The following is a 24,826-nucleotide window of genomic DNA, read 5'->3' on the forward strand; positions in this document are numbered from 1 at the left end:
GAATGAACCTATGATTACATACGAAGAGAAGGTTATAAAAGAATTGGAGCAGTGGAAAGCTACATTCATGAAAGATTCTTCTATGATGACGCGGTTCTCTAAGAAAGTGCAGACGAAAGTACAACAGCTTATTCCGGCGAAAGTGCAAAAAGTATTAACAGAAACGATTCGGATGATGGTGCAAACGATTAGTGCCGGATCAAACTTTATAAAGCCGAAATTAAAAGAGACGAACTGGTCATTGCAAAGACGAGACGACGAAGTACGTAAAAAAATGGATGAGTACAAAAAAATAGCAGCGGCAGAAGGAGCAGGGACGGGAGCTGGCGGTATTCTCCTTGGCCTTGCTGACTTTCCGCTTTTACTCGGCATTAAAATTAAATTTTTATTCGATGCAGCAACATTGTACGGATTTGATACGAGCGACAAAGAAGAGCGCCTTTTTATCCTTCACGTCTTTCAGCTTGCCTTTTCAAGTGACGATCACCGAAAAGAAATATGGAAAGCAATCGAAACGTGGGACACAGAAGAAGAAAATCATATGAACTGGGAAAAGTTCCAAACAGAGTACCGAGACTATATCGATTTAGCAAAAATGCTTCAGCTCGTACCAATAATCGGTGCCCCGGTCGGCGCCTATGCGAACTATCAATTATTGCAACGACTTGGAGAAGTAACGATGAATTGTTATCGTATGCGATTGTTGAATAAGGATTAACAAGAAAGCATCCTAAATTGTGATTTAGGATGCTTTTTTGTTTTAATGATTAATGCTTGAAAAGAAGAAGGTATAATTCAGATTGTCTTTTCAGCGTTTTAGGTAGAACCGATATTATTTTGATAATCGATTGAAGTTGTAAACTAATTATTGATTAGTTGTAAAAACGGTTTGATATCATTAGAAGAAATCGGTGACTTGTAATAGTAACTTTCAAATTCCCTTGTTTGTTTATCAAGAATAAGTTTGGAATCATAAAGAAACTTGGGAAGCTATTGAAATATCTAGTTCTGTATCATTACATAATTTTATAAATAGTTGCATCAAAATAAATTGTTATTGCTTTTCGGAGTTTGCTTTATGATGCGGACACATTTGATGTACTAGGTGTCCTTACGTTTTTTAATAGTTTGTATGTTTCTCGACTGTACTTAAGGGATGCAAAAAACACTTATAGATACAATCTATGAGTGTTTTTGGTGGTATGGGTTTATTTAGGCGTTCATTATAATCTTATCTCGCCCCAAATTCGTCTGGAGCACAGAAGTTAGGTGGGGACGAACAAAACCCCCACTGATAAAAATTTTACTTTATTCGTCGCCCCAATATGCAACTTCATAATTTTGGGATTTATTTATTACAACGTAAAGTTTTTTTGGTTATTGTTTTTATCATACCCTCTAACTCTAATAAAGCCCGCAAGTTCTAATTGTTGAATTTTTACATCGGTTACCACAAAATCTATTTTTTTTTCTTTCATCATAGTTTCTATTGCAACTTCAGCAGCCTTTTCTTTTGCAGCATTTTGGTCATGAATAAACTTTGCTATATAACCTATGATTAACATCATAATTATTACGGATAATAATATGAAAATATTTTGTTTCTTATTGAGAATCATCTAAATTCCAACCCATGATAGAATAATTTTGTTTTTTGCTTACTGTGACATAAAACTTTCTTTTTTTATCATTTTCCGCATATCCTCTAACTTCAATAAACCCCCCTTGAAAAGCGGATTTAATATCGACTTTAGTTACTATAACATCTATATTTTCTTTTGTTTTTATATGTTGTATAGCAGCTTCAGCAGCTCTTTCTTTTGTTATATTTCTATCGTGAATAAAGGATGTAGTACAGCCTATGGCTAAGATAATAACCGTTATCATTATAAATATTATAATATTCTTTTTTTTTGCTTTACCCATTTTTTTCCTCCTAAAATAATTTATAATAACATTATAAATCATTTACAAAGGAGAAGAGTATGGGAAGTTCTATTAGTGATAAAACTTTGGTTGAATTAGCTGGTAAGAGTTATGGAAAAGCGGAAAGAGTAGAAGTAGAAATTGGAAATCACAAGGAGGTTTGGAAACCAGTAGAAATTGATGGAGCAGTTCTTCATAATACAAAAAATAGTTTTGATGCAACCATTTATAAAAATGATGAAACGAAACAAATCGTTATTGCTTATCGTGGTTCTTGGGAGGCACCTGATTTTTATGATGCGGATTTATTTGATGTTGTGGGGGGGCGTGTTAGAAAAAATCAAGATAGTTTAGATAATTTAAATAAAATTGATACTTCATCACTGCCTTTAACTGAGCAATTTAATTTTGCCACAGCTAAAGAAAGGGCTAAAAAAGCAGTAGAAGAAAGTCAATTTACGAATGCAGATGACTTAGCAAAAGACGTAAAAAATTATATAGCAGATCCTAAAAATGGTTTAGATGGGTATGATCTTACATTAACTGGTCATTCTTTAGGTGGTGGTTTAGGTGAATATGCAGGGGTTATGAATGATGTACCAGTTGTAAGTTTTGAAGCACCTAATGTAATAGACTTATTACATAAAGATAAAAAAGAGAAGGCTTTAAGAGGAGATTATAAAAATCTAATCACGACTTATGGAAACCCTAATGATACAGTGTTTACAGGTTTTAGAGGGAATGATAATAAAAATAGAGGCCGTATAGGACATTTGTATTATACAGATAAACCAGATGCGAAAAATGATTCTAAGTTGCACGATGTAAGTGGCTTTATTCCATATTCGTCATTTTTAATAAATGGTTATAATGCTGTTCGTTTTTTTATGGGATTTATGGGACCGAAATTTCATTCTATGGATAACTTTAGCCAAGATAAATATGGTTATTTTAATATGCCAAATATGTATGATGCAGAAACTGGTCAAAGGGTTTTATCTTCACCTCGCGCTGGTGAAATAACAATTCGTTTATCAGTGGAAGAGGTAAACCAAATTGCTAAAGATTTAAAAAGAGAAATTGATGACATTAATCAAAAGTTAGTACAAGCGAGTAACAAAATTATTAATATTTTACAGCAATCACCAGCTAGCGTAGAAGGGAATTTAATTAATACAGTTACATATAGCGTATACGGATTCCAAAGGGGATATATGGAGCGTATTCGTTCAGAAGCCGATTTTATTGAACAACGCGCAGATAACTTTAAAAATGTGGACGAACAAAATTAAGCGAGGGATTTTTGTGAAAAATTATGACGTTATTGCACATGCTGTTGATGTGATAGGCGCAAAAAATGATTTAGAATCATGCATTTCAGATTTGGAAAATCATAGAAAAAACGTAAATTCAATTAAAGTATTATTGACACATAGCTGGGAAGGGAATACAGCAAAAGAAATTGAAAGAAGATTAAGTGAAGTGGATAAAGAACTAGTCTATAGAATTGATGAGTTTAGAAAAATACAAGATGATTTAGAGAGATATAGAAAAGCAATGGAAGCTTTCTCAAATCAATTTATGATGATGGGTCCTAAATATTAAATTAAAAGAAGCGCTTATAAAAGTGCTTCTTTTGCTAATAATCAATGTGGACGAACAAAACCCCACTGATTAAAGTTTCACTTTATTCTCCGCCCCAATATGCAACTTTATAATTTTGGGTTTTATTTATTACAACGTAATGTTTTTTTTGTTATTGTTTTTATCATACCCTCTAACTCTAATAAAGCCCGCAAGTTCTAATTGTTGAATTTTTACATTGGTTACCACAAAGTCTATATTTTTTTCTTTCTTCATAGTTTCTATTGCAACTTCAGTAGCTTTTTCTTTAGTTATATTTCTATCGTGAATATAGGATGTAGTACAACCTAAGACTAAAACTATAATTGCTAAAATGATTAAAATTATAACCCTTTTCTTTTTTGATTGATCCATATGTATCTCCTGAAATTTCTTTATATTATTTTTTATAAAGAAATAATATAAAACGAATCGTTAACTAATCGTGTTTTAGTTCGAAATTTTTGGTGGTTGAAATGGAACCGATGTGATAGTTATTAGCGTATTCAACTGCAACACTAAATTCTTTGTTTTTGTCATCCGTTACATAACCAGATATAAAAATTGTTTGCAGATCATTTGGAGTGAATTTATGTTTAGTAATAGTTACATCTACGTTTTCCTCCTCCTTGAAGTATTTAACAGTTTCTTCTTTAGCCTTATTAACTATTTGTTGTTCCTCATTCTTTTGATCTATCGTACATCCACCTAAAAGGATAAGTGTAAAAATAAAGAATAATTTTGTACCGAATTTGTTCATGTATAATCACTCCATGGATCTTGCGTTATATTCCTTTTCACTAAATTTTATATTCACTGAACATTGTGGGGTGGGGTTATAAAGAAAAGCATTCTAAATTACCCGGGTACTTAGTTTTTAAGCTCTAAATTTTTTGAATGAGACATGGAGCTTATATGATATTCTCCGCCCCCATATTCTACATCCGCAGAAAAAGTTTTACTTTTGTCATCTTTAACATGTCCATTTATAAAAACTGTTTGAAAATCATTAGGAGCAAATTTATGACTTGTAATTATTACTTCTAAATTCTCTTTTTCTTTAAAATATTGAATTGTAGTTTCTGTAGCTTTATTAACTATTTGTTGTTCCTCATTCTTTTGATCTATCGTACATCCTCCTAAAAGGATAAATGTAAAGATAAAGAATAATCTTATAGCATATTTTTTCACGAATAATCACTCCGTTAATAGTGCATTATATTCCTCTTTAATAAATTTTATATTCACTGGACATTGTGTGGTGAAGCATAAAGCAAAGGCAATCTAAAGTGCCCGGATTATTAGTTTTTAAGCTCTAAATTTTTTGAATGAGATATACGGCTTATATGATAATCTCCTCCATCATATTCTTCGTCCACAGAAAAAATCTTATTTTTGTTATCTTCAACATGTCAGTTTATAAAAAATATTTGAAAATCATTGGAAGCGTTAGTATTTTAATTTTAAACTTTTACTTTTAGAAATTGAACCTATCGTGTATTTATCTCCGCTATATTGAATAGTTATATTAAATGTTTTGTCTCTATCATCTTTGACATGCCCAGAGATATAAATGGATTGTAGGTCTGTAGGACCAAACTCATGCCCAGTAATTACTACGTCCAAATCTTGCTTTTCCTTAAAGTATGTAATGGTTGTCGCTTTTGCTTCTTTTACTATTTGTTCTTCATTGTTTTTTTTGATCCATAGTACATCCCCCTAAAATACTTAAAATAAATATAAAGAATAGAAAAAAACTAATTTTTTTGATTGTAATATCCATATTTATCCTCCGGAAATGTTATCTTAATTATAAGAATATATCAAATGTTGTAGAAAAAAATGTTTTGAGTAACAAAAATGAAGTTTTAGATTCTACTTTTTATCAATTAGTAGACACAACGTATAAATCTGATAAAGATATTGAAGAAGAAGTTGTTATTACCAATAAAGAAGGTCGAAGTTTACAAACATAGGAAAAGGGAGGAACATTCCACGATAAATTGGAATAGGCGCAGTCGTCTTTGTAAGAGATGTGAATGGGGGAAAAGCAAGTTATGATAGCTTTCTGGGGGACTAAAATTATAGAGAAAAACTCTTTAGGCGTTCTGATGAAGCTAGAGAAGGTATGAAGGATTTAAAAACAGATACAAATTATTTTGTTAAGAAAGAAATTCATATGCTAAAATATTTTACGTAAAAAAGACACTCTAGTGAGTGTCTAATGATTATTCTTTTAATTTTAGATTTTTAGAGTATGATCTAGAACTTATATTATACTCTCCACCCCCATATTCTACACCTACTCCAAACGTTTTGCTTTTATCTCCTTTAACATGTCCATCTATAAAAACAGTTTGAAAATCATTGGGGGAGAACTCATGTCCTGTAATTACTACATCTAGCTCCTCTCTTTCTTTAAAATATTTAATGGTTACCTCTTCTGCCTTTGCTACTATTTCTTTTTCTTCATTTGTTTTATTATTCATACTGCATCCCCCTAAAAGTATAAGTGTAAGGATAATGAATAACCTTATACCATTTTTTTTCAATCAAAATCCCTCCATTAATGTTATTTTATATTTAGAATATATTAAATTATCTGGTGGTGGGGATGTTTTGAAGGAAAATGATAAAGTTTTAGATTCTAGTTATTATCAGCTGTCAAGGTTTGCTTATCGTGGTGATGAGAATTTAGGAAACAGTATTGAGGTCACCGACAACAAAGGTAATTGATGAACTAATTCATAAGGGGAAAACTGATTTATCTAGTGATGAAAAAGCATGTTGGGAAGCGATGATACAAGCGGGAAAAATCTTGTTAGAAGATGGTGCAGTAACTCCTTTCTATCAAACGGGACGCTCATACTTATAACGCTCGTCTATTAAAGGGCTTGTGACGAATGATTTTGAGGGAGAATTTAATTTTAAATGGACTGAAGTTAAATAATGAAATGACATTGCGGTATGATGGTAACTAAAAAAGAAACTCTAGTGAGTATCTAATGACCTAGTTTTTTCATTCTAGACTTTCAGAATATGTTCTAGAAGTGACTCTATAATCACTATCTCCATATTCGACATGCACTGTAAATGCTTGAGTTTTATCGTCTTTAACATGTCCTTTTATAAAAACAGTTTGAAAATCACTCGGAGCAAATTCATATCCAGTAATTACTACATCTAGATTTTCTTTTTCCTTAAAATATTTAATGGCTGTTTCATTTGCTTTTTCTACTATTTTTTGTTCTGCATTTTTTTTATCAGTATTCATACTACATCCCCCTGAAAATATTAGTGTAAAAATTATGATTAGTCCTAAATAATATTTTTTCAATTATTATTTCTCCATAAATGTTGCGTTATATTTCTCTTTACTAAATTTTATATCCACAGAACATTGTGTGGTGGGGTATAAAGAAAAGGCTCTTTAAAAGAGTGCCTTTTCTTTATTATTTTAAATGTAAATTTTCACTTGTAGAGATAGAAACTATTGTATATTCATCTCCACCGTATTCTATTGTAATATTAAATGTTTTGCTTTCATCATTTTTTATATAGCCGGAGATAAAGATACCTTGTAAATCACTTGGACCAAATCTATAATCAGTGATTACTACATCTAAGTCTTGTTTTTCTTTGAAGTATTGGATTGTTCTTTCTTGTGCCTTTTCAACTATTTGTTGTTCAGTATTTTTTTGATCTATCGTACATCCTCCTAAAAGGATAAGTGTAAAGATAAAGAATAATCTTATAGCATATTTTTTCACGAATAATCACTCCATGAATGTTGCGTTATATTCCTCTTCAATAAATTTTATATTCACTGAACATTGTGTGGTGAAGTATAAAGAAAAGGCACTCTAAAGTGCCTGGATTATTAGTTTTTAAGCTCTAAATTTTTGGTGGTTGAAATAGCGCCGATATGATAATTATTTGCGTATTCAACTGAAGCAGTAAATTCTTTAGTTTTATCATTAGTCACATAGCCTGATATAGAGATAGTTTGAAAGTCTTTTGGTCCAAATTCATGATCAGTAATTGATACATCTAAGCCCTCTGTTTTTTTGAAATATTGAATGGTTTCTTCTTTGGCCTTTTCAATTATTTGTTGTTCTTCTTGTTCTTGTTTCACAGTACACCCTCCTAATATAGTAAGAATAAGAATTAAAACTAAATAAAAACTAATTTTTTTGTTTTTATTTGCCATAATTACCCTCCAAAAAATGTTATCTTAATTATTATAATACTTTTTTTATAGGAGGAGAAAAGATGACTGGAAATAATCAAGTTTTAGATAGTACATATTATCAATTATCTAATATGGCATATTATAATGATAAGAAACTTAAAGATAGAGTTTATATTAAAGATAGTAGCAATAATGTAATGCAAGAGTGGGGCGTAAATGAAACATTCCACGACAAACAAACCGGAATGGACGCAGTAGTCTTTGAACGAGATGTTGATGGGAAAAAGCAAGTTATGGTATCTTTCCGAGGAACAGAAGGAGATAAAATTATAGAGAAAAACTCTTTAGGCATTCCGATGAAACCAGGGGAAGGTATGAAGGATTTAAAAACGGATACGAATCATTTTGTATTACGAGAAGGTGTTCATGAACCAGCAGCACCTCCTGTAGCAGGGACTGAGAATGAAGGTTCAAAGAAATATTGGAATGAAGAGAATCAGCGCTGGGAAACACATAATCAATTCGAACAAGCTGAAAGGGTCATGAAACAAGTAACGGATACATACAAGGACAGGGATGATGTAGAGATATATACGACGGGTCATTCGTTAGGGGGGGCTTTAGCAGAGTATGCAGCGGCATCTAATGATAATGTAAGATGTATGTCATGGAATGCGCCGAGTGCAAAACATTTGTTACCGCCTGATTTACAAGAAAGAGCAAATAATGGTGAGTTTAATAATAGAATTGTAAGTGTTGTTCACGGAAATGATTCAATTGGCTATGGACCATTTGGTGCATATGAAAGTCATATAGGCTCTACTTATGCGGTAACCCCACCAATTTCGAAAGAAGAAATGTCAAAGCTATCATTACAGCAAAAGCTTGGGATGGAGGTTACTCGATTTTTAAATTCGATAAGTGGCCCTGGTTATCATTATCAAACAGATCAAAACTTCCGGTTTGGAGAGAATGGGTCTTTATCCAATAAATACTTGTTAAATGTAGACACGAATGAAAGAGTTTATGATTCACCAGGCGCGTTATTAGGCGGGGGAGAGATTCGTGTAGTGGTAGAGAATTTAGAACAAGCCGTAAGAGATATGAAGAGAAACGCGCAAGAATTTCAAGATAGAGTACCGAGGTTAATTTCTAATATGATGACATTATTAGAAACGGCTGAAAGTAGACGGGTAGAAGCTAAAGTAAATAATATACGTGCACATGTAGAGCATTTAAGTTTTTGGTACATACGAACAGCGACGGAAATTTCAGATTTTATTGAGAAGAAAGCCGATGATTATAAGAAGACGGATCAACAATATTAAGGGAGAAGATTAAGATGCCGAGAATTTACTTAAATGAAGAAGCATTGAACCAAGCTTTACAACAATTTGACCATATGATTCAAGACTTAAATCATAATAAAAGAGTTGTAAGTAATGTACATAATTTACTTCTTTCAAGCTGGTCGCAACTTGGAGTGGGGAAGAAGGCCATTAGCGATTTAGAATCTTTTAAAAAAGATATCGAAAGAAGGATGGAAGAATTAGAGTCTGATAAAAGAGAGTTAAAGGGTGCGATTGATTTATTAAAAGCGCTAGATCAAAGTTATGATTACATGGGGCCTAAATATTAAATTACAAGAAGCACTCACAAAGGTGCTTTTTGTAGTTTAACTGGATTCAAGATTATTGTAGTCATTATTAAGGAATATGATTCTAAATCCGTAATGTAGATTGAAAAAGTAATATACAGTTTTGAATCAAACTTGCAAATGATTATTTTTTATTTTACAATTTATTTACCGACCGGTAAGTAAAAATAAGTGAGGTACAGTATGACAAAGAATTTACAAACATCGCAAAACATTGTCGAGGCATCATTTAAACTTATGGCAGAGCATGGCATTGAGAAGATGAGCCTTTCCATGATTGCGAAAGAGGTAGGTATTTCAAAACCGGCTATTTATTATCATTTTTCTTCTAAAGAAGCGTTAGTCGATTTTTTATTTGAAGAAATTTTTTCTGGGTATCATTTCGTGAGTTATTTCGATAAAGAACAATATACGAAAGAAAACTTTGCAGAAAAGTTAATTTCAGATGGTTTACATATGCTTTCTGAGTATGAAGGACAAGAAGGAATATTACGCGTTATAAATGAATTCATCGTAACTGCATCGCGAAATGAAAAGTATCAGAAACGCTTATTTGAAATACAAGAAGATTTCTTAAATGGTTTCCACGATTTATTGAAGAAAGGTGTAGAACTTGACGTTGTGTCACAGCAGGCAACGGAAGAAAATGCTCATACGTTAGCGCTCGTGATCGATAATATGAGTAATTACATGTTAATGGGATTCGAGTTAAAGTATAAAGAAATTTGGATTCGAAATGTGAAAAACGTTATGAAGGAGGAATAGAAGTGAAAATGCAAAAAAACTGGTGGCTCGGTTTTCTTGGATTCATTGGGATTTATAAAATTCCAGGTATGATTGAAGCTTTTCAGGCAGATGGAAGCTGGATGAAGTTAATCGGCTTCATTTGGCTACTTTGGTTCGGATATTTTATTCCTGAGAAGAAAGATAATTAAATTACAATTTTCTGTAAAGTTATGTAAAATATAGATTGAGAGTATTCGTATATTAGATTACTAGATTTGGAGTGGTTACATGGATCCATTGAAAAATGAAATTCATCCTGACATGGTCAAGGTGTGGAAAGTTCGTGCTGTAATTGAAGAAGGGATCGGTATTCTCGTCATTTTAGCTTACCTTTTCCTCATGATAAAGTTTGATTGGTGGGCATGGATTTTGTATGTGATGATTGGGCTAACAGTTGTGTTCACACCATTTTCGTACTTCTTATTCCCGAAACTACGTCAACGTTATTACAGTTATCAATTAAATGAAGAAGAACTTGAAATTCAGCACGGTCTTTTTGTGGTAAAGCGCGTATTAGTACCGATGATTCGTGTGCAGCACGTGACAATTGAACAAGGACCGATTATGAGAAAATATGGTTTAGCAGAATTACATATTTCTACAGCGGCAACTTCTCACAGCATCCCAGGCTTAACGATGTATGAAGCAGAAATGTTGAAAACAAAAATCGCAGAATTAGCGAAAGTGAGTGATGAGGATGTATAAGAGGCAGCATCCGATCACGATGTTATTAGAATTAAAAATAACAGACTTTATACCACTCATTATTTTCATGTTTAGTTTAAACGGAAAGTTCCCGTTTTGGTATTTAATTCCCGCTGCATTCGGTTTACTCACCGTCTTTTCAGCGTTTGAAAAATGGTATTACACAACATACTGGGTTGAAAATAACGTATTACATGTGAAGCAAGGGCTCTTTGTGAAGAAGGAGAGCTACTTAAATAAAGAACGTGTGCAAACGATTAATACAAGTTCTAACGTGTTATATCAAATGCTTGGCTTAAAAAAGATTCAAATTGAAACAGCTGGCGGGGGTGATGATGCAGAAGTAAGCTTAGCTGGTATTACAGTAGAAGAAGCAACAGAGCTTATTACAATGCTAAATGAGCCAACTCCAGAAGTGAAAGCAGAAGAAACGTTAGACGAAGCAACAGAAAATACAGTAGAAAAAGAAATCATTACAGAAGAAAAACAAGCGACTGAATATAAATTAACTTGGAAAGAAATTTTACTAGCGTCTGTTACATCTGGTCAGTTTGGACTATTATTCTCATTAATCTTTTTCGTGTATCATCAAGTAGATGAGTACATTCCGAAATGGATAGAGAATGGCGTCAAGTCGTATGTAATGGAACATGATATATATGGCTTGATTTTCATGGTAGCCATTTTGATTGTCCTTTCGTGGATTATATCGACAATCGGTTATGCGCTAAAACATGGAGATTTCACGGTGAATCGAAGGAATGACGAAGTCCGCATTTCGCAAGGATTACTTGAGAAAAAAGAACTCGTCCTAAAATTGCACCGTATTCAAGGTATTACGATAAAAGAAAGTATTTTACGTCAGCCATTCGGTTATTGCGTTGTACAAGTAGAGGTGATTCAAAGTAAAGGACTGGGTGACGAGAAAGAAAAAGTTACACTGCACCCAATCATTCGAAAAGATCGCGTACAACAGTTACTCGCGCATTTACAATTACCATACGAACTGAATACAAACATTATTTCATTACCAAAAGCAGCATTACGCCGCTATCTCATTGATAGTTTCATCTTTTTCGCTATGCTAGCAATCCCGCTTATTGGAATAAGTATATACTTTGAAAAGCACTTCATCATGTGGGCATTAATTCCGCTAGCGATTCTCATCTTTACACTTGGATACGCAACATTTAAAACAAATGGTTACAGTGTAAACGGAGAGCAAATTACGCTTGTATATCGCAGCGTTGGCAAATATACAGGACTTGTTAGAAGAAGGCACGTCCAATCAATGGAAAAGACACAATCCTATTTCCAGCGCCGTGCAAATCTATGTACGTATAAATTCTCTAACGCATCATCGGATTATAAATTAGAGCATACGAGAGTAGAAGATGCGGAGAGAATGCAGGGTTGGTATAAGAAGGAATTAAGTGAGGATTAAATAGAATGGCTCGTCTTTTGCGGAAGGCGGGGCAAATGAAGTCTCGTTAAGACAAGCACAGAAAAACTTCATTGCATTTGATGCTTGTGAGGAATATTTTGTGAAATCAGTTAGAAAGCCGACTAGTAAAGATGTGAAGGATGCTAGTTGGAAGCCAATTTGTTAAATAGCTTGAAATAAAAATGTTATTACTCGATGTAAACAGGAGTAATAACATTTTTTTATGTAATGATGAAAGAATTAACGGCGTCTTATAAGATAAAACATTAAAGATGATACAGTAATAGGAAGGCCAGTATTCAGAAAGGTTTCTAAAGTAAAGGATAGAAAATCTCTGTCGTTAAACCACATAAAGAATAAATGACTGTAGGAAATACCTAACAATATAAATAAAGGAATCCCAATTTTTAATTCGTGACTTCTTTTTATTTTTCTATAACAAAATTCACCTAATAAACAACCGATAAGAACAGGAATGCTTCCAAGAATTGAAAACATAATAATAGATACCCAAATCGGTCCCCATGAATCCGCATAATTTGGAACGCTTGTATACTGTAAAACATTCACAATAGTAGAGAAAGCTAGTAAACATGCTATATAGCTAACAGTAAATTTCTTCATTATTATCCCCCGAGACTATGTAAAATGGCATGTAGCAATAGAACTAGACGCAAATGAAAATCTTCTATCTGTGATTATATCAAGTATAGAAAAAACTAGCTTTATTTTTTTGCTTCTAATATAAACATACATTTTTTCCTTTTAAATTAACTATTGGAATATTTAGGATAAAAGGTTATAATTAACATTTGTTTGATCTGTCATTACGATAGTTTTTGTGAAATGAATCACAAGAGTGCTATGAGTTAGTTTAATTAAGAAAAGGGGAACATGTATAAATATGAAACTTATAAAAATAGCAACGATAGGTATGATTGCGGTAGGATCTCTTTCTATTTCTTCAAGTTCTTTAGCTGAAATGGAAAACGTAACGAAGAGTGAAGCACAAGTAGTTCCAAGTAGTTTCCCTGATGTCCCGGGGTGGGTAAAGCCGTCAGTAGATTATCTTATAAATAAAAATGTATTGTCAGGTATGCCTGATGGCACGTTTTCACCAAATTTAGAGATAGATAGAGGCGCAGCCGCAACAATGATGGCGAAAATATTGAACCTTCCTGTCGATCAATCGGCAACGCCTACTTTTGAGGATTCCAAAAGGAACTGGGCAGCTCCATATATTGCCGCTATAGAAAAAGCTGGTGTTATTAAAGGGGATGGGAACGGGAAGTTCAACCCGAATGGAAAGCTAACGAGAGGTGCGATGGCTTCTATGTTAGTAAATGCATACAAGTTGCAAGAGAAAGTGACAGGGAATCCTCCAACAGTATTTACAGACTTAAAAGGGCACTGGAGCGAGAAACATGTAAATACCTTGGTTGAATTAAGTATTTCAAGTGGATACGGTAATGATAATTGGAAGCCGGATCAAACGATTACTCGTGCTGAAACTGTAAGTTTAGTCGCTCGAACAGATACTTCAAAAGATAAAGAGTTTAAGCGTAAACAAATTCAAATGTCCAAATCTTTCTTTGCTTATCACGATGCCTCATTATCTTCAGGAATCGCTTTTGAATGTACACCGCAAACTGTAACAGTGTATGAAGAAAGAGGAGATGGCTGGGTTAAAATCAATACATACCAAGGGCTTAAATGGATTTTATTAAACGAGAAAAGAATTCATATTAATAGAGACTTTTTTACATATGATTATCCAGCAGACTCAGCGAATGTACTGTTAAAATATACACCGCAAATGGTGACAGTAGTGGAAGAAAGAGGTACGTGGTTGCGTATAAGAACTGGTGCTGGTCTACAATGGATGAATACGAATGAATCTCGAACAGTTATTGATAACTTAAAAACGATCCAAAATAATCAACAAGTTATTTTAGTTACAACAAAAGGCTATCATACGAATCAAGCTCAAATTCGTACATTTGAAAATTCAAATGGGAAATGGAGAGAGCAAAAGAATATAAATGGATATATTGGGAAAAAAGGTTTTGCAGTTGAGATGAGTGAAAGTGGTATGAGTTCGCCTAGAGGAAAATACACAATTGGTTCAGCGTTCGGTAGACAAGGGAATCCAGGCACGAAACTGCCCTTTATTAATTTAACACCAAATCATGTATGGGTAGATGATTCTAAATCCCCATACTATAATACGCTGCAAGAAAAGCCAGTAAGAGGTAGATGGAAATCAGCTGAAAATATGTATATTCCAGCATATGATTATGGATTCGTAATTAATTATAATACCGAATCACGTACACCATACAAAGGAAGCGCAATCTTCTTCCACGTCTCTACTTCATGGACAGAAGGGTGTACAGGTGTAGATAAACAAAATGTTATTGATATTTTAAGATGGATTGATCCAAAGAAAAATCCCGTTATTATTCAAACTCCTGAAAATGAACTGACAAATTATTAATTTGATACTCTAAAAAAATATAATTTATACGGCATTATTTTAATTCTACTTTCATTAGTAGGCTTTTTTGTTAATCTCAAACGCTAATGGATTATTTCATTAAAAACTTGGATTTACGATACGTTAGGCAGGTTTCATAAACGGTTGTTTGTAATTTCTAGAGGTTAAAGAATAAATCTTCTGATAAATGTGTAAAAAGTATTTGACAATTAACTTAGTGTTTTTTACAATTTTAGTATGTAAAAAGTATTTTACATATGTTGGTTGAAAAAACAATATGTAATCGATTAAGGAAGTATAGAGAAAGTAGCGGATTTTTGTAATGTAAGTTCATAGTGTATTAACAAATGAAAGGGATGTGTAGTAATGAGAACGCGGACAATCGGTTCAATCATATTTGGGATAGCTGCTTTAATCGTAATAGCTTTTACAATTTATAAGATTATAGTAGGAAAAGATGTCGGTTTTAATGAAGTCATTACTATTGGCTGTTTAGTAATGATATTTTTCTCATCGGTTACTTGGGGAACAAAAGAAGAAAAAGATGGAATATTACAAGAGGAAGAACTTGGACAAAGAATTACAGAAAAAAGCTCAAAAGTAAGTTATTTCATTCTTACATTTTTTATTTTAGGAGCTGTATTTGCTGATAAATTTATAAATGGGACAACAAATATTTTTTTGTTGTTATTACTAGGAATATCAATGATAACTTTGCCTTTTATCGAATTTTTAGTCGCTAAAAGGTATCAGTAGTACAATAAATGTTTGAATACATAGGGATTAAAGTGAATAAAATAAAAGGTCAATTTCTTTTCATGTAAAGAAGTTGGCTTTTTTATTTAGCGTAAGGGATTTTTGTTTCAGAGTACTGTTTATTTTTCAACTTGCTGATAATGAGGAGAGATCCTTTGCATCCTTATTTACACTAAGGATTGGAAGTTTATTGTTTTCTAAAAATATAGACCGGGGAAAATAATGTAAAAAAAACTATTGTATATTCAAAAACCTTATGTTACATTTGTGTTACAGAAAAGTTACAAACGGTAACTTATGTTACGGTTTGTTTTCTTTTGTTTTTCGGTATGTTACGAAATGAGGTTCGTATTCAATTAATCGAGAACATGTAAAGTTAAAAAAATAGCAACCTAAAAATAGTTTTTCTATGTGTATAAGAGTGTGTGTAGTAAAGAGCCTGGTGAGAGCTTTACGCACATTATTAAAATTCCTTTCTGTCTTTAAAAGAAGAAGAAAACCAACTACCAACTATTTAGGAGTTTTAAGTAATGATAGTAAATGAAATGTACTTCCTTTCCCACACACAAAGTACATCTTTATTTTCAGTCTAATTACTACACAGACTTTTATACATATGCTGTTATCGTTTTAGGGATATATAGGAGGAGAAAAAATGAAAAAGTTATTAATGGTAATTGGACTTACGTTTTTAATGTTAGCTGGATGTAGTAATGGAAATTTTGACAAAGCAATGGATGAAGGGAAGACAGCGTTAACGAATAAAGAATATAAAAATGCCCTATCATCATTTGAAAAAGCGCTAGATGAGAAAAAAGACGATTCAGATGCAAAGATGCTTGTAGAACAAACGAAAGTAATGATTGAAGCAGTGAAGTTAAAAGAGGAAACAAAGATAGAAGAATCAATCAAGTCATTTGAAAAAGTAGAGAACATGAAGAATGGAAATGCTACGCTTGTAAAACAAGCAAAGGAAGAACGCACAGCATTACTAGCCATCTTAGAGCAAAAAAAGAAGTATAGTGAGCAATTGACGAAAAGTGAAGAGTTAATAAGTAAGAAAAATTATGCAGAAGCGAAAGAGATCTTAAATAAGCTAGTTGGAGAAACAAAAGATAACAAGAATCTTGAAGAATATAATAAAAAAGCGGTAGCATTAGTTACTAAAATGAATGAAGAAGAAAAAACTGCAAAGAGTGAAGCAGCGAAAGCACAAAAAACAAATGTAGTAACGAATCAAAAGGTAGCAGCAGAAAAGACTCAAAAAACTGAGGCAGAAAAAAATCAAAAGGTAGCAACAGAAAAGAACGAAAAAACTGAGGCAGAAAAAAATCAAAAGGTAGCAACAGAGAAGAACCAAAAAACTGAGACAGAAAAGAATCAAAAGGTAGAAGCAGAAAAGAACCAAAAAGTAGAAACAGGAAAGAATCAAAATGCATTTACTTTTGAGAAAGCGAAAGAATATATCAAAAATGAATATAAAGAAGATTATGATTACACGCTAGAGAATACGCAAGTAGAAAATGGAAAGAAATATTATCAAATTAGAGTGCGTACAACATATAAAATAGAAGGCGCAGCTGGAGCAGGATTTACTGGCGTATTCAAAGTATTCGAAGACGGTACAATTATTGAAATGCACTAAATCGATGAAAAGGTATCCTCAAAGTATTTGAGGGTACCTTTTTTAGCATAAAAAAAGGCATCTAGCAAAAGTACTAGATGCAAATAAAAACACAAGGGAAAATAAATATCTTCCCGTTTCCCGTAAGTAATTATATCAAAAAATTTATAAAAAACTAGCTTTATTTTTTATATCATTGATGTGTAAAGCTATGAAATAATAAGATTACACTGTTTTTATAGTGTTTTATTGAAAAAAGGAGCTACGTATATGATTAATGTTAAACCAGAAAATTTAAACCAACTATTAAAAGTGATGCTAATTAGTGCGAATAAGTCGTATGATGCGATTAAAGATTATGAATTTACGGGGGAAGCGGTAGTGTTCCGTGTAGACTTCGAGTATATTGACGTTTCTTTAATGATTGTAGATATGTTAGGAAGATCAGCTTCTAAATTCACCATTTTGCCATATGCCTGTCCGAATACAAATGAAATAGATTACATTCAGTTTCAAGTGTATTCGATTCATGAAGGCAATTTTAAAGAAATGATGGATACGATGTAAAAACTATAATTTTACAAATATGTATATACCAACTAATATGTAATTAATAAATTCATATAATTGGAGTGATGAGATGCAGCCGTTAGAAAGGGAGATTCATTCTAATATGCTGAAAGTGTGGCGAATTCACGCTTTAATTGGGGTGGCAGTTATACTAGCAGTCGTAATTGCATATTTCTTTTTTATGATCAATTTTAATTGGTGGGGTTGGTTGTTTGGCTTATTAGTAACAGGCGCTATTTTATTTATCCCGCTTGATTATTTTGTGTTTCCAAATTTACGTCAACGTTATTATAGTTACAGATTAAATGAAGAAGAGATTGAGATTCAAAAGGGAATGTTCGTTGTAAAACGCGTACTTATTCCGATGATTCGTGTGCAACACGTAACGATTGAACAGGGCCCAATTATGAGAAAGTATAATTTAGCAGAATTACATATTTCAACAGCGGCAACTTCGCATAGTATTCCAGGCTTAACGAAAGAAGAAGCAGAGCAGCTGAAAAAACAAATTGGAGAACTTGCGAAAGTGAGTGATGAGGATGTATAAGAGGCAACATCCAATCACGATTTTATTAGGTATTCGAGTTGCAACTTTGTTACCTTTTATTTTTCTTGTTTTATTTAAATCAGATGGCCAAGTAAAACCTTGGTATTTCTTTCATCTCGTTCTTTTGGCCATATTATTTATTATGGCAATTTTCTCAGCTATAAAATGGTATTTCAAAGTGTACTGGGTTGAAAATAATATTGTACATATAAAGCACGGTGTGTTCGTTAAGAAGGAAAGCTACTTAAATAAAGAACGTGTGCAAAATATTAGTACGTCTTCTAACATCATTTATCAAGTGCTTGGATTGACGAAATTAAACATAGAAGTAGCCGGCGGTGGTACTGAGCCGGAAGTGATGTTAGCTGGCATTAGAGAAAGTGAAGCGAAGGAACTGATTTCTTTATTACATAAAGAGAGAAGCATTGTGACTGAAGAAGAGCCCGCGACGACAGAAAATAAGACAATTTATCAGTTAACAGCGAAAGAAATTTTATTCGCCTCTATTACATCTGGTAGATTTGGATTAGTATTTTCTATGTTAGTCATCCTTTACACAGAGTTTAATCAGTTTCTACCAGAATGGCTCATCGATAAAGTAGAAGCGTATGTAATGGATAACGGTGTATATGAATTAATCGTTATGGCTGCGATTTTAATGGCGGTTTCGTGGGTCATTTCAACAGCTGGTTATGCGTTAAAATATGCGAACTTTAAAATAGAGCGAAAAGGAAATGAAATTCGCATCGTACAAGGGTTATTTGATAAGAAAGAGTTCGTTTTAAAATTACACCGCATTCAAGCGATCACGGTGAAAGAAGGCATTCTCCGTCAGCCTTTCGGTTATTGTTCTGTTGAAGTAGAAGTTATTCAAAGTATAGAAGCGGCTGGAAATGAAGTAATGCTACATCCCTTTATGAAAAAGAAAGATGTCCAGCAGTTACTTACGTATTTGCAGTTACCGTATGAAATGGAAGAGGAAATCGTTCATTTACCGAAGGCTGCATTACGTCGTTACGTAATAATGTGCTGGATTACAAGTGCAGTGCTTGCTGTGCCGATCGCCGGCGCGAGTATATATTTTAAACAAAATGTTGCGTTATTCACTCTAATACCATTATTTATCGTATTTACACTACTTGCATACGCACGGTATAAAAGTGGTGGATATATGATACGAAACAATCAGTTAGTCATGGTGCACCGAGGGATCGCGAAATATACGGGGATTATGCGAAGAAGGCATGTTCAAGCAGTAGGATATAGTCAGTCGCATTTTCAAAAGAAAGACGAGCTATGTACAGCTGTCGTATCAGTAGCAGGGCATGTATATAAAGTGAAGCATATGCGAAAAGAAGACGCGCTACGTATATATAATTGGTATAAAGAAAAAGGAAACACCGGTGCATAATGGTGTTTCCTTTTTTGTGTCGTCATTTGTCGATAAGTCGATATATCTGAAAAATCGCTGATATATTTCGAGTTGCGCCGATATATTCGAAAAATCGCCTATATAATTTCATTTACCGCATTCCTGGAGGAACCACAGTACAAAAAAACTAAACTAACACATCAAAAGTAGTCACAAATGAAGGACGAGAGAAAATACTTTTTTGCTGCTCTGCATGGGGATGTGCTTGAGCCTGAGCTTGCCCTTCTGCTTGTGCAGGGCGTTTTTTATGAGCGTTTTCGAATGAACGTGATTCTGTCCAGTCTTTAAAGTTTTGCTCCGTTTCCCACATCGTTAAGATGACATATGTATCGTTACTTAATGGGCGTAGAACGCGGATCGCTTGAAATCCTGGTTCGTTTTCAATAAGGCCTGCGCGGTTTTTGAATCGGTTTTCAAATACTGGGCGACCTTCGTCTGTTACAGAAATGTTGTTACAAACGATATAGCCAGGTTGTCCTTTAAATTCTCCAACAGCGTCTAGTACGTCATACTGAAGAGAACCTTCTACAGATTCTTCTGTATTTTCTTTATAAAACATATCTTTTTCATTATTTTTTGCAGTGAAATGTGCTTGTTCTAGAGGTGTTTCGTATGAAATAATAGCCTTCATTTTAATGCCCCCTTTAATTATTTGTTTCTATTATATCAACTCTCTTAAAAAACTTCGAAGATTATATACATAAAGATACTTCTTTTTCAAATAATAAATGTACCATCATTTGGAAAGAAGGCCGATGTATGAAGAAAGTAAAGTGGACTTTATTAGGTGGGTTAGCAACGCTCGTATTAGCGATTGTACTTTATAAACTTATCGTGTTAGCTGGTGGCTATATGATGGATGAAAAGCAGCTCGTTTTCCACTCTTCATCACGTATCGTTGACCAGAAAGGGAAAGAAATTACGAAATTATATGTAGAAAATAGAGACCTCGTGCCAATCGAACAAATTCCGAAATACGTGCAGCAGGCGTTTGTTGCGGTAGAGGATTCTCGTTTTTATGAGCATCAAGGAATTGATTATCCGTCTATATTCCGTGCTCTTTATAAAGATACGTTAGCTGGAGAGAAGATCGAAGGCGGTAGTACGATTACGCAGCAACTCGCGAAAAACGTCTTTTTAACTCGTGAAAAAACAGTTACGCGTAAATTGAAGGAAGTCGCAATCTCTCTTCAATTAGAGCAAAAATATACGAAGCAACAAATTCTTGAAATGTATATGAATCATATTTATTTTGGTCATGGGGCTTACGGTATTCAAGCAGCAGCAAAGTTGTATTTTAATAAAAATGTAGAGGATTTAACAGTAGAAGAAGGAGCAATGCTTGCAGGTCTTCCGAAGTCGCCAAACGGGTATTCACCTTATTTCTCTCCAGAGAAAAGTAAGGAGCGCCGTGATCTCGTATTGTCACTTATGCATAAACAAGGTTATTTGACTGCCGAAGATAGCGTACGTTATCAAGGAAAGACAATTGCACTATATAAAAACTTAGACGAAAATGAGCTCGCATATATGCCGTATGTTGATATGGTCATAGATGAAGCCGCACGTATATACGGATTGTCTCATCAAGAAGTACTTCGCGGAGGATATACGTTTGTCGTACCGATGGATGAAAAAATTCAAAAGGTAGCATATAACCAGTTTCAAGATGCAAAGAATTTCCCTGGTAAAGAAGAGGGGGCGCAAGGTGCATTTTTATTAATGGATAATCGTACGGGCGGAATTAAAGCGGCGATTGGCGGAAGGAAGTATGTCCCGAGGGGCTTTAATCGTGTTTTCGCAAAAAGACAACCCGGTTCTGTGCTAAAACCACTTATCGTCTATGCACCAGCACTCGAAACGAAAAAGTATAATCCGTATTCTTTATTAAAGAATGAAAGAACTTCTTTTGAAGGTTATGAACCACGCAATTACAATCGTCAATATACGAAAGAAATGACGATGTACGATGCAATTTTAGAATCAGCAAACGTACCGGCAGTTTCTTTATTAAACGAATTAGGGGTAGAAGAAGGAAAGCAATATTTAGAGAAAGGTAATGTTCATATTGCCGATGCTGGTTTAAGTACAGCACTTGGCGGATTGAAAAATGGTGTTTCAACATTTGATCTTGTGAAAATGTATCGTGCGTTTTTAGCAAATGGTGATATTATTGAGCCGCACGTTATTGACAAAGTGTTAAATAGACACGGCGCAGTTATTGGAGAATCGCCAAAAGCAGAAACGAACATTTTCTCAAAACAAACGGCTTGGTATATGACGAAAATGCTTGAAGGAGTTGTAAAGGAAGGGACAGCGAAAGCAGGTGTATATAACGGGGCGTTAGCTGGAAAAACAGGTACAACTTCACTGCCAAATGACGATAATGGAGCGAGAGATATGTGGTTCGTTGGCTATACGCCAAATTTAGTAGGCGCTGTTTGGATTGGTTATGACCGCATAGATAAAGAGCATCAGTTGCAAGGAGAAAGTGCGTCAGCAACGAAACTGTTTAAGAAAATTTTAACGAAGGCAAATGTAGAACAGAAAGAGCAGTTTATGAAGCCAGAAGGTGTGGAAACAATCGGTGCTCCGATTCGTCTGCGCAAAATTGAAGATGTGAAAATGAAATTAGCGTTTAGCCCTTTCGGTTTATTTAAAGCGAAATTAAGCTGGACACCACTTCCTGATGATAGAATTATGTATCGTATTTATAGAGTGGAAAATGGAGTCCATACGCATGTAGGCACTGTAAATGGTGCCGGAGAATATGAAGAAAAGTTCGTTAACATCTTTTCAAAACCGAGCTTTTATGTTGTGCCATATAACAAACAAACGAATCGCGAGGGAGAAAAGTCAAAAGTAGCTAAACCATAGTTTTTCTCTGTGTTATAATAAGAATGTTGTGAAAATAGTAAGCGTTTTTAAGAATGTTTGTGTCAATTTAATGAACAACGTACATAATATTATGCATTTTGTTTTTACAAGCTGTATAGTAAAAAAAGATAAATATCGAACGTATTCGAAGCATTGGTAAGGAAGGGAGCAAGGGTCTTGGTAAGAAATATAAATGAGACATTTTTAAAAGCATGTAGGGGGGAACGTACTGATTATGTACCAGCATGGTATATGCGTCAGGCAGGTCGTTCGCAGCCGGAATATAGAAAGATAAAAGAAAAGTATTCTTTATTTGAAATTACACACAATCCAGAGTTATGTGCTTACGTTACAAAGTTGCCAGTTGATCAATATAACGTAGACGCAGCAATTCTGTATAAAGATATTATGTCACCACTACCTGCAATTGGTGTGGATGTAGAAATTAAATCGGGTATTGGCCCAGTTATTGATAATCCAATCCGTTCTTTACAAGACGTAGAAAAACTAGGGGAAATTAATCCAGAAGATGACGTACCGTACATATTAGATACGATTCGTTTATTAACGACGGAAATGTTAGACGTACCGTTAATCGGTTTTTCAGGAGCTCCATTTACATTAGCGAGCTATATGATTGAAGGCGGTCCATCTCGTAACTACCATAATACGAAAGCGTTCATGTATGCAGAGCCGAAAGCTTGGTTCGCATTAATGGATAAGTTAGCAGATATGGTTATTACATATTTAAAAGCGCAAATTAACGCAGGAGCAAAAGCAGTTCAAATTTTCGATTCTTGGGTTGGAACAGTAAATGTAGCGGATTACCGCATATTTATTAAACCAGCAATGGAGCGTATTTTTGCAGAAGTTCGTATGATGGGTGTTCCAATGATTATGCACGGCGTAGGAGCTGCACATTTAGTAAATGAATGGCACGACTTACCGCTTGATGTAGTAGGATTAGATTGGCGCTTACCGATCGAAGAGGCACGTGCACGCGGCGTTCATAAGGCGGTACAAGGTAATATGGATCCGTCATTCTTACTTGCGCCATGGTCTGTTATTGAAGAACATGTAAAAGGTATTTTAGATCAAGGGATGAAACAGCCGGGTTATATCTTTAACTTAGGACACGGTGTATTCCCAGAAGTAAATCCAGATACATTAAAACGTTTAACTACATTTATTCATGAATACTCTAAAGGGCAGTTAGCGAAGTAAAGGAGCATTGCTGTATGAAAAAGAAAATTGGTTTGCTTGTAATGGCATACGGAACGCCATATAAAGAAGAAGATATTGAACGTTACTATACACATATTCGTAGAGGAAGAAAGCCAAGTCCTGAAATGCTAGAAGATTTAACAGAGCGTTACCGTGCAATTGGTGGTATTTCTCCTTTAGCTACTATTACATTAGAGCAAGCTAAAAAGTTAGAACAGCGTTTAAATGAAGTACAAGATGAAGTCGAGTACCATATGTATCTTGGCTTAAAACATATTGAACCGTTCATTGAAGACGCAGTGAAAGATATGCATAACGACGGTATACAAGATGCAATCGCACTTGTTCTTGCTCCGCACTATTCTACGTTTAGCGTAAAATCATACGTTGGACGAGCGCAAGAAGAAGCTGAGAAACTTGGAAACTTAACAATTCACGGCATTGATAGCTGGTATAAAGAGCCGAAATTCATTCAGTACTGGGTTGATGCAGTGAAAGGTATATATAACGGTATGTCAGAAGCAGAGCGTGAAAAAGCAGTATTAATCGTATCTGCACATAGCTTACCAGAAAAAATTATCGCACTTGGCGATCCATATCCAGATCAATTAAATGAAACAGCTGATTATATTGCAAGAGGTGCTGAAGTAGCGAACTATGCAGTAGGTTGGCAAAGTGCAGGAAATACGCCAGATCCTTGGATTGGTCCAGATGTACAAGATTTAACGAGAGAACTAAATGAAAAGTACGGTTATACTTCATTCGTATACGCACCAGTTGGATTTGTTGCGGAACATTTAGAAGTTTTATATGACAACGACTTTGAGTGTAAAGTTGTAACAGATGAAATTGGCGCGAAATATTATCGTCCAGAAATGCCAAATGCATCGGACGCATTTATTGATTGCTTAACAGACGTTGTATTAAAGAAAAAAGAATCTGTAATGTAAGAAGAAAGGGGGAGCA

29 protein-coding genes and 4 pseudogenes are annotated in these 24,826 nt (G+C 34.1%); 21 read left to right on the plus strand and 12 right to left on the minus strand.

Going from position 1 to position 24,826, the window contains the following annotated elements; translation table 11 throughout:
• Positions 1–10: 10 nt before the first annotated feature.
• Complete coding sequence (ecsC, locus tag ACUXEY_RS03560; RefSeq protein WP_461300109.1) at positions 11–718, plus strand: ecs operon protein EcsC; 708 nt, start codon at positions 11–13, stop codon at positions 716–718.
• A 637-nt stretch (positions 719–1,355) separates the two neighbouring features.
• On the opposite strand, the gene ACUXEY_RS03565 is transcribed toward ecsC, so the two are convergent.
• Both ACUXEY_RS03565 and ACUXEY_RS03570 read right to left on the minus strand, forming a co-directional pair.
• The gene (locus ACUXEY_RS03565; RefSeq protein ID WP_461300110.1) at positions 1,356–1,619 is read right to left on the minus strand and encodes a hypothetical protein; all 264 of its coding nucleotides are present in this window, start codon (positions 1,617–1,619) and stop codon (positions 1,356–1,358) included.
• On the minus strand, positions 1,606–1,926 hold the full coding sequence (locus tag ACUXEY_RS03570) for a hypothetical protein (protein WP_461300111.1): 321 nt from the start codon (positions 1,924–1,926) through the stop codon (positions 1,606–1,608). Before ACUXEY_RS03570 ends, ACUXEY_RS03565 begins: the two co-directional genes overlap by 14 nt.
• A gap of 59 nt (positions 1,927–1,985) precedes the next feature.
• Here ACUXEY_RS03570 and ACUXEY_RS03575 point away from each other — a divergent pair, with 59 nt between their 5' ends.
• Together ACUXEY_RS03575 and ACUXEY_RS03580 are read left to right on the plus strand one after the other, a co-directional pair.
• The gene (locus ACUXEY_RS03575; RefSeq protein WP_461300112.1) at positions 1,986–3,218 is read left to right on the plus strand and encodes a hypothetical protein; all 1,233 of its coding nucleotides are present in this window, start codon (positions 1,986–1,988) and stop codon (positions 3,216–3,218) included.
• Between the two features lie 13 nt (positions 3,219–3,231).
• Positions 3,232–3,531 (plus strand): hypothetical protein, encoded by a 300-nt coding sequence (locus ACUXEY_RS03580; protein WP_098133216.1) that lies wholly within the window; start codon positions 3,232–3,234, stop codon positions 3,529–3,531.
• 129 nt (positions 3,532–3,660) lie between these two features.
• Here the strand turns inward: ACUXEY_RS03580 and ACUXEY_RS03585 are convergent, their stop codons facing one another.
• From ACUXEY_RS03585 to ACUXEY_RS03600, 4 genes and pseudogenes are all read right to left on the minus strand, one after another.
• A complete protein-coding gene (locus ACUXEY_RS03585; protein WP_461300113.1) occupies positions 3,661–3,924 on the minus strand; it encodes a hypothetical protein in 264 nt (87 codons plus the stop codon).
• Positions 3,925–3,988: 64 nt separating this feature from the next.
• Positions 3,989–4,309: a DUF1433 domain-containing protein gene (locus ACUXEY_RS03590; protein WP_461300114.1), complete on the minus strand. Its 321-nt coding sequence runs from the start codon at positions 4,307–4,309 to the stop codon at positions 3,989–3,991.
• Between the two features lie 110 nt (positions 4,310–4,419).
• Complete coding sequence (locus ACUXEY_RS03595) at positions 4,420–4,740, minus strand: hypothetical protein (RefSeq protein WP_202283694.1); 321 nt, start codon at positions 4,738–4,740, stop codon at positions 4,420–4,422.
• A gap of 258 nt (positions 4,741–4,998) precedes the next feature.
• A pseudogene (locus tag ACUXEY_RS03600) lies at positions 4,999–5,332 on the minus strand (hypothetical protein).
• A 64-nt stretch (positions 5,333–5,396) separates the two neighbouring features.
• Between ACUXEY_RS03600 and ACUXEY_RS03605 the strand changes: the two are divergent.
• Positions 5,397–5,722, plus strand: a pseudogene (locus ACUXEY_RS03605) (lipase family protein); the annotation flags it as partial.
• 55 nt (positions 5,723–5,777) lie between these two features.
• On the opposite strand, the gene ACUXEY_RS03610 reads toward ACUXEY_RS03605, so the two are convergent.
• Complete coding sequence (locus ACUXEY_RS03610; protein ID WP_071729444.1) at positions 5,778–6,101, minus strand: hypothetical protein; 324 nt, start codon at positions 6,099–6,101, stop codon at positions 5,778–5,780.
• Positions 6,102–6,268: 167 nt separating this feature from the next.
• On the opposite strand from ACUXEY_RS03610, the pseudogene ACUXEY_RS03615 reads away from it, so the two are divergent.
• Positions 6,269–6,499 (plus strand): annotated as a pseudogene (locus ACUXEY_RS03615) (peptide ABC transporter substrate-binding protein); the annotation flags it as partial.
• Positions 6,500–6,568: 69 nt separating this feature from the next.
• Here the strand turns inward: ACUXEY_RS03615 and ACUXEY_RS03620 are convergent.
• The 3 genes from ACUXEY_RS03620 to ACUXEY_RS03630 all read right to left on the minus strand — a co-directional run bounded on the left by ACUXEY_RS03620 (position 6,569) and on the right by ACUXEY_RS03630 (position 7,759).
• Positions 6,569–6,886, minus strand: coding sequence for a hypothetical protein (locus ACUXEY_RS03620; RefSeq protein WP_127813678.1), 318 nt, complete (start codon positions 6,884–6,886; stop codon positions 6,569–6,571).
• Positions 6,887–7,001: 115 nt separating this feature from the next.
• Positions 7,002–7,319 (minus strand): hypothetical protein, encoded by a 318-nt coding sequence (locus ACUXEY_RS03625; RefSeq protein WP_461300115.1) that lies wholly within the window; start codon positions 7,317–7,319, stop codon positions 7,002–7,004.
• 110 nt (positions 7,320–7,429) lie between these two features.
• Positions 7,430–7,759, minus strand: a complete 330-nt coding sequence (locus tag ACUXEY_RS03630) for a DUF1433 domain-containing protein (RefSeq protein ID WP_097907656.1) — start codon at positions 7,757–7,759, stop codon at positions 7,430–7,432.
• A 62-nt stretch (positions 7,760–7,821) separates the two neighbouring features.
• On the opposite strand from ACUXEY_RS03630, the gene ACUXEY_RS03635 reads away from it, so the two are divergent.
• From ACUXEY_RS03635 to ACUXEY_RS03665, 7 genes and pseudogenes are all read left to right on the plus strand, one after another.
• Positions 7,822–9,069, plus strand: a complete 1,248-nt coding sequence (locus tag ACUXEY_RS03635; RefSeq protein ID WP_461300116.1) for a lipase family protein — start codon at positions 7,822–7,824, stop codon at positions 9,067–9,069.
• A gap of 14 nt (positions 9,070–9,083) precedes the next feature.
• The gene (locus ACUXEY_RS03640; protein ID WP_001137435.1) at positions 9,084–9,380 is read left to right on the plus strand and encodes a hypothetical protein; all 297 of its coding nucleotides are present in this window, start codon (positions 9,084–9,086) and stop codon (positions 9,378–9,380) included.
• A gap of 201 nt (positions 9,381–9,581) precedes the next feature.
• Complete coding sequence (locus ACUXEY_RS03645) at positions 9,582–10,163, plus strand: TetR/AcrR family transcriptional regulator (protein ID WP_061672948.1); 582 nt, start codon at positions 9,582–9,584, stop codon at positions 10,161–10,163.
• Between the two features lie 2 nt (positions 10,164–10,165).
• Positions 10,166–10,333 carry a hypothetical protein gene (locus ACUXEY_RS03650; protein ID WP_000783807.1) on the plus strand — a complete coding sequence of 56 codons (168 nt, stop codon included), beginning with the start codon at positions 10,166–10,168 and terminating at the stop codon, positions 10,331–10,333.
• 79 nt (positions 10,334–10,412) lie between these two features.
• Positions 10,413–10,889 carry a PH domain-containing protein gene (locus ACUXEY_RS03655; RefSeq protein WP_461300117.1) on the plus strand — a complete coding sequence of 159 codons (477 nt, stop codon included), beginning with the start codon at positions 10,413–10,415 and terminating at the stop codon, positions 10,887–10,889.
• Positions 10,882–12,333: a PH domain-containing protein gene (locus ACUXEY_RS03660; protein ID WP_429600814.1), complete on the plus strand. Its 1,452-nt coding sequence runs from the start codon at positions 10,882–10,884 to the stop codon at positions 12,331–12,333. Before ACUXEY_RS03655 ends, ACUXEY_RS03660 begins: the two co-directional genes overlap by 8 nt.
• A 22-nt stretch (positions 12,334–12,355) precedes the next feature.
• Positions 12,356–12,499, plus strand: a pseudogene (locus tag ACUXEY_RS03665) (CPCC family cysteine-rich protein); the annotation flags it as partial.
• 74 nt (positions 12,500–12,573) lie between these two features.
• Here the strand turns inward: ACUXEY_RS03665 and ACUXEY_RS03670 are convergent.
• Positions 12,574–12,957: a hypothetical protein gene (locus ACUXEY_RS03670; RefSeq protein WP_461300118.1), complete on the minus strand. Its 384-nt coding sequence runs from the start codon at positions 12,955–12,957 to the stop codon at positions 12,574–12,576.
• 280 nt (positions 12,958–13,237) lie between these two features.
• On the opposite strand from ACUXEY_RS03670, the gene ACUXEY_RS03675 reads away from it, so the two are divergent.
• The 6 genes from ACUXEY_RS03675 to ACUXEY_RS03700 all read left to right on the plus strand — a co-directional run bounded on the left by ACUXEY_RS03675 (position 13,238) and on the right by ACUXEY_RS03700 (position 19,738).
• Complete coding sequence (locus ACUXEY_RS03675) at positions 13,238–14,830, plus strand: S-layer homology domain-containing protein (RefSeq protein WP_461300119.1); 1,593 nt, start codon at positions 13,238–13,240, stop codon at positions 14,828–14,830.
• A 366-nt stretch (positions 14,831–15,196) separates the two neighbouring features.
• Entirely contained in the window at positions 15,197–15,586 is a 390-nt protein-coding gene (locus ACUXEY_RS03680) for a hypothetical protein (RefSeq protein ID WP_461300120.1), read from the plus strand.
• Positions 15,587–16,241: 655 nt separating this feature from the next.
• Complete coding sequence (locus ACUXEY_RS03685; protein WP_429600807.1) at positions 16,242–17,231, plus strand: hypothetical protein; 990 nt, start codon at positions 16,242–16,244, stop codon at positions 17,229–17,231.
• Positions 17,232–17,480: 249 nt separating this feature from the next.
• Positions 17,481–17,777, plus strand: coding sequence for a protoporphyrinogen oxidase (locus tag ACUXEY_RS03690; protein ID WP_429600806.1), 297 nt, complete (start codon positions 17,481–17,483; stop codon positions 17,775–17,777).
• Positions 17,778–17,850: 73 nt separating this feature from the next.
• Positions 17,851–18,327: a PH domain-containing protein gene (locus ACUXEY_RS03695; protein WP_461300121.1), complete on the plus strand. Its 477-nt coding sequence runs from the start codon at positions 17,851–17,853 to the stop codon at positions 18,325–18,327.
• Positions 18,320–19,738 carry a PH domain-containing protein gene (locus ACUXEY_RS03700; RefSeq protein ID WP_461300122.1) on the plus strand — a complete coding sequence of 473 codons (1,419 nt, stop codon included), beginning with the start codon at positions 18,320–18,322 and terminating at the stop codon, positions 19,736–19,738. The genes ACUXEY_RS03695 and ACUXEY_RS03700 overlap by 8 nt, the downstream gene beginning before the upstream one ends.
• A gap of 148 nt (positions 19,739–19,886) precedes the next feature.
• Here ACUXEY_RS03700 and hmoB read toward each other — a convergent pair whose 3' ends face one another.
• Positions 19,887–20,390 carry a heme-degrading monooxygenase HmoB gene (hmoB, locus tag ACUXEY_RS03705; protein ID WP_002150035.1) on the minus strand — a complete coding sequence of 168 codons (504 nt, stop codon included), beginning with the start codon at positions 20,388–20,390 and terminating at the stop codon, positions 19,887–19,889.
• Between the two features lie 128 nt (positions 20,391–20,518).
• On the opposite strand from hmoB, the gene ACUXEY_RS03710 reads away from it, so the two are divergent.
• The 3 genes from ACUXEY_RS03710 (at position 20,519) to hemH (ending at position 24,810) form a co-directional block, all read left to right on the plus strand.
• Positions 20,519–22,636: a transglycosylase domain-containing protein gene (locus ACUXEY_RS03710; RefSeq protein WP_461300123.1), complete on the plus strand. Its 2,118-nt coding sequence runs from the start codon at positions 20,519–20,521 to the stop codon at positions 22,634–22,636.
• 177 nt (positions 22,637–22,813) lie between these two features.
• On the plus strand, positions 22,814–23,860 hold the full coding sequence (gene hemE, locus ACUXEY_RS03715; protein ID WP_461300124.1) for a uroporphyrinogen decarboxylase: 1,047 nt from the start codon (positions 22,814–22,816) through the stop codon (positions 23,858–23,860).
• Between the two features lie 14 nt (positions 23,861–23,874).
• Positions 23,875–24,810 (plus strand): ferrochelatase, encoded by a 936-nt coding sequence (hemH, locus tag ACUXEY_RS03720; RefSeq protein ID WP_461300125.1) that lies wholly within the window; start codon positions 23,875–23,877, stop codon positions 24,808–24,810.
• The last annotated feature ends 16 nt before the right edge of the window (positions 24,811–24,826 follow it).

Source organism: Bacillus sp. F9_6S_D1_P_5 (assembly GCF_054823925.1).

Coding starts and splice junctions, on each gene's coding strand:
- ecsC (WP_461300109.1), top strand. CDS start 11: ATGATTACATACGAAGAGAAGGTTATAAAAGAATTGGAGCAGTGGAAA.
- ACUXEY_RS03565 (WP_461300110.1), bottom strand. CDS start 1,619: ATGATTCTCAATAAGAAACAAAATATTTTCATATTATTATCCGTAATA.
- ACUXEY_RS03570 (WP_461300111.1), bottom strand. CDS start 1,926: ATGGGTAAAGCAAAAAAAAAGAATATTATAATATTTATAATGATAACG.
- ACUXEY_RS03575 (WP_461300112.1), top strand. CDS start 1,986: ATGGGAAGTTCTATTAGTGATAAAACTTTGGTTGAATTAGCTGGTAAG.
- ACUXEY_RS03585 (WP_461300113.1), bottom strand. CDS start 3,924: ATGGATCAATCAAAAAAGAAAAGGGTTATAATTTTAATCATTTTAGCA.
- ACUXEY_RS03590 (WP_461300114.1), bottom strand. CDS start 4,309: ATGAACAAATTCGGTACAAAATTATTCTTTATTTTTACACTTATCCTT.
- ACUXEY_RS03630 (WP_097907656.1), bottom strand. CDS start 7,759: ATGGCAAATAAAAACAAAAAAATTAGTTTTTATTTAGTTTTAATTCTT.
- ACUXEY_RS03635 (WP_461300116.1), top strand. CDS start 7,822: ATGACTGGAAATAATCAAGTTTTAGATAGTACATATTATCAATTATCT.
- ACUXEY_RS03640 (WP_001137435.1), top strand. CDS start 9,084: ATGCCGAGAATTTACTTAAATGAAGAAGCATTGAACCAAGCTTTACAA.
- ACUXEY_RS03645 (WP_061672948.1), top strand. CDS start 9,582: ATGACAAAGAATTTACAAACATCGCAAAACATTGTCGAGGCATCATTT.
- ACUXEY_RS03655 (WP_461300117.1), top strand. CDS start 10,413: ATGGATCCATTGAAAAATGAAATTCATCCTGACATGGTCAAGGTGTGG.
- ACUXEY_RS03660 (WP_429600814.1), top strand. CDS start 10,882: ATGTATAAGAGGCAGCATCCGATCACGATGTTATTAGAATTAAAAATA.
- ACUXEY_RS03670 (WP_461300118.1), bottom strand. CDS start 12,957: ATGAAGAAATTTACTGTTAGCTATATAGCATGTTTACTAGCTTTCTCT.
- ACUXEY_RS03675 (WP_461300119.1), top strand. CDS start 13,238: ATGAAACTTATAAAAATAGCAACGATAGGTATGATTGCGGTAGGATCT.
- ACUXEY_RS03680 (WP_461300120.1), top strand. CDS start 15,197: ATGAGAACGCGGACAATCGGTTCAATCATATTTGGGATAGCTGCTTTA.
- ACUXEY_RS03685 (WP_429600807.1), top strand. CDS start 16,242: ATGAAAAAGTTATTAATGGTAATTGGACTTACGTTTTTAATGTTAGCT.
- ACUXEY_RS03690 (WP_429600806.1), top strand. CDS start 17,481: ATGATTAATGTTAAACCAGAAAATTTAAACCAACTATTAAAAGTGATG.
- ACUXEY_RS03695 (WP_461300121.1), top strand. CDS start 17,851: ATGCAGCCGTTAGAAAGGGAGATTCATTCTAATATGCTGAAAGTGTGG.
- ACUXEY_RS03700 (WP_461300122.1), top strand. CDS start 18,320: ATGTATAAGAGGCAACATCCAATCACGATTTTATTAGGTATTCGAGTT.
- hmoB (WP_002150035.1), bottom strand. CDS start 20,390: ATGAAGGCTATTATTTCATACGAAACACCTCTAGAACAAGCACATTTC.
- ACUXEY_RS03710 (WP_461300123.1), top strand. CDS start 20,519: ATGAAGAAAGTAAAGTGGACTTTATTAGGTGGGTTAGCAACGCTCGTA.
- hemH (WP_461300125.1), top strand. CDS start 23,875: ATGAAAAAGAAAATTGGTTTGCTTGTAATGGCATACGGAACGCCATAT.